Annotated in this window: 3 protein-coding genes; 2 read left to right on the top strand and 1 reads right to left on the bottom strand. The window is 37.7% G+C overall.

Features of this window, described 5'->3' with window-relative positions; all coding sequences use genetic code 11:
- Nucleotides 1–98: 98 nt before the first annotated feature.
- On the top strand, nt 99–446 hold the full coding sequence (locus tag V7014_RS12140) for a YojF family protein (protein WP_335507441.1): 348 nt from the start codon (nt 99–101) through the stop codon (nt 444–446).
- Nucleotides 447–465: 19 nt separating this feature from the next.
- Nucleotides 466–1,137 carry a bacillithiol biosynthesis deacetylase BshB2 gene (gene bshB2, locus V7014_RS12135; RefSeq protein WP_335507439.1) on the top strand — a complete coding sequence of 224 codons (672 nt, stop codon included), beginning with the start codon at nt 466–468 and terminating at the stop codon, nt 1,135–1,137.
- A 111-nt stretch (nt 1,138–1,248) separates the two neighbouring features.
- On the opposite strand, the gene V7014_RS12130 is transcribed toward bshB2, so the two are convergent.
- On the bottom strand, nt 1,249–2,910 hold the full coding sequence (locus V7014_RS12130) for a bifunctional metallophosphatase/5'-nucleotidase (protein WP_335507437.1): 1,662 nt from the start codon (nt 2,908–2,910) through the stop codon (nt 1,249–1,251).
- Nucleotides 2,911–3,081 lie beyond the last annotated feature (171 nt).

The raw sequence follows: 3,081 nt of genomic DNA, 5'->3' as shown, positions 1-3,081 counted from the left end.
ATATTCTATCATCCATATAACGTTATCTACCCTTGGATTTACATTGGGGAATCTACAATAAATGAGTTGAATTAATTAGGAATAAGGAGGTTTATATTATGAAGCCAATTGTACCTTTAGCTGTTCAAGAAGCCATTGATTCTTTTCAGCAAAAAGATGTATATATCCATCTAGAAACAACTAACGGAGCATATGCTACACACTTCGGTGGTGGCACTTATTCTGCAGGTGCATATATTCGAAATGCTCTTGTTCAATATGAGCATGGAAAGATTAAAGGAGAAGGTCCTTATCGAGTAGGATTAAAACTTTCCTTAGGATGGGTTTATGCAGAAGGAGTTACCCATTTTATGATAGACGATCAAAATCGATTACTTCTAGCTGGGTTAGATGAAAATGGTCGTTTAGCTGTTGCATTACAAATAAGCGAAACACCTTTTGAATAAGAAGAGAGGAGGAAAAACAATGCGTAAAGAAAACCATGTACTTGTTGTGTTCCCTCATCCAGATGATGAAGCGTTCGGTGTTTCAGGAACAATCGCATCATTTGTCGCTCAAGGAACACCTGTAACATACATTTGTTTAACATTAGGAGAAATGGGAAGAAATCTAGGTAACCCACCATTTACAACTCGTGAAGAACTTCCAAAAATCCGCAAAAAAGAACTTCAGGATGCAGCTGCTGTTATGGGAATTTCCGATTTGCGTATGATGGGACTTCGAGATAAAACGATTGAATTTGAAGATGAAGAAAAACTAATTGGCATTGTTACAGATGCCATTAATGAGCTGAAACCTTCTTTAGTTATTTCATTCTACCCAGGTTATAGCGTCCACCCTGACCATGACGCAACAGGAAGTGCTGTTGTAGAAGCTCTAGGAAGAATGCCGAAAGAAAGTCGTCCTACATTACATGCAGTTGCATTCTCAAGCAATTGTCTAGAGGAACTAGGCGAACCAGATATCGTAAATAATGTAAGTGCTTTTCAAGCTACAAAACTAGCTGCACTTCAAGCACACCGCTCTCAGACGCAACTATTGACAGCCGGTTGGAGCGCAAAAATTGAGCAACGTGATCCAGAAGTAATCAAACGGCTTCATATTGAGAGCTTCTGGACTTACAAGTGGGATCAGTAATTATTTTCATCATGTAAGTATAAAGTGCTCGTGCACTGGATATACTGCGAGTATGATGAACTTTCCATAGTATCCCCCTTTAATTAGACTACCTGTTTAGGTAGTCTTTTTTTATTTCTTTTCTTGTAAAATAGATTCATTCAAGTCAATAATTCTTCCTTCGATTTTCGGATTAACATTTTTTAATTTCTCCATATATCTTCTTACATTCTCCCAATCCGATAAACCAAGATCATTTACTCTCCCGCCATCATATGCTCGCTTGAAAACTGGGCAGCCATCGCCGCCCTTAGCAGTAAACGCATGTGTTACGATTCTATATTTAGAGCTTTTTTGTAACGTAGTATACACGCCATCTTTCCCTTTTACTTCAACTTTTTGTACGCGACTACCGACTGGTTTAGAACTATCAAATATAAACTTCATACCTGATACATGTAAAAATCCACCGTTTTCCTTTGGATAATTGCTCACACTATGCTCTAATGCTTCTTGAATTTCAGCCCCTGTCAGCTTCATTGATACTAACGTGTTACCAAACGGGAGTACAGTCAAAATATCACCTAAAGTAATTTCGCCTTGATTGATAGCTGAACGAATACCTCCACCATTTTGAAAAGCAATAACGATATCCTTGTCTATTTCTTTGGCTTGGTCCAGCATGGCATCAGTTAGTAAGTTCCCCAATTTGGTTTCATTTTTCCTAACACCTACAGCCTTTAAAGTCTTCATTGCTGTTGCACCTGACGGCGTGTTTTTTACAATAGCGATTTTATTCACATATGGTTTAAGCTTCACAACAGCTTCTAAATCTTCCTTTTGATCCGCTAGCTTAATTAACCTACCAGAATGACCAACTATCTTACCTTCTCTATTAAAATCAACATCGACCGTTCCTAAGAAATCATTATATTGGTAGGCTTGGACGATTATCGTTATATCTTTCTTATCCCCTTTTAAGTCGGTATCTATAACGACTGGTTCATTTAACTGTGTATGTGAATGCCCTCCGACAATAATATCAATTCCCTCGACCGCACTTGCTAGCATGCGGTCATTATCAAATTTTACATTATCATCATAGCCGATATGTGTAACAGCCATGATTTTATTTATACCTTGTTTTTCAAAGGATGCAACAGCTTCCTTTGCTTCTTCAATATAATTGCTAAATGTAATATTCACCGGGCTTGAACTTTGGATTGTTTCCTCTGTTGTTAAACCAAAGATTCCAACCTTTTCACTATTTATTGTTTTAACAATCCCTTTATAAATAGTCCCTTGCTTCGGATTACTCGAAATAGAATCTTCATATAAGCCTTTCATATATTGATCTTTACTATAATCGACATTCGTACTGACGAAGGGAAAAGATGCTCCCTTTACGAAATCAGATAAAGCTTTATGGCCTTCTGAAGTAGCTCCTAAATCGAATTCATGGTTACCAAATGTCATAACATCATATTGCATTAGATTCATGAATGTTAAATCTGCTTGTCCTTTAAATTCATTGAAATATAACGTTCCCGAGAACACGTCTCCAGCATCAATTAACAATGCATTTGGTTTCTTCGCTCTAACCTCCTTAACCGCTGTTACTCTTTTCGCAATTTGATCTAAATGGGCGTGCGTATCATTCGTATGCATAAGTGTAAGAGTGAAATTATCTGATGTAACATTTGCTGCTAGCACAGGTGATGCCATGTAAAGAATGGCGGTGGTTGCCACTACACCGGTTAATAACTTTCGAAATATGTTCTGTTTAAGAAACATCAACGTTCTCCTTCCTTCTTATAAACTCTACCTACATTTTTCCTTGTTCAACTTAGGATTATTACGATAAATGAACAAAAGCGAAAGTCGCGCCCGTTCAACGCCGTATGAGACTTACGCACTTCGTACGAAATAAAGAACACGAAGAGCTGAGCGATTCGATTGTCCAGC

The sequence above is a fragment of the Bacillus sp. JJ722 genome, assembly GCF_036963345.1.
Classification (GTDB): Bacteria; Bacillota; Bacilli; order Bacillales; family DSM-1321; genus Bacillus_AD.
The sequence above is the reverse complement of the archived record's forward strand: the minus strand, read 5'-3'. Positions and strand labels throughout refer to the sequence as shown.

Coding starts and splice junctions, on each gene's coding strand:
- V7014_RS12140 (WP_335507441.1), top strand. CDS start 99: ATGAAGCCAATTGTACCTTTAGCTGTTCAAGAAGCCATTGATTCTTTT.
- bshB2 (WP_335507439.1), top strand. CDS start 466: ATGCGTAAAGAAAACCATGTACTTGTTGTGTTCCCTCATCCAGATGAT.
- V7014_RS12130 (WP_335507437.1), bottom strand. CDS start 2,910: ATGTTTCTTAAACAGAACATATTTCGAAAGTTATTAACCGGTGTAGTG.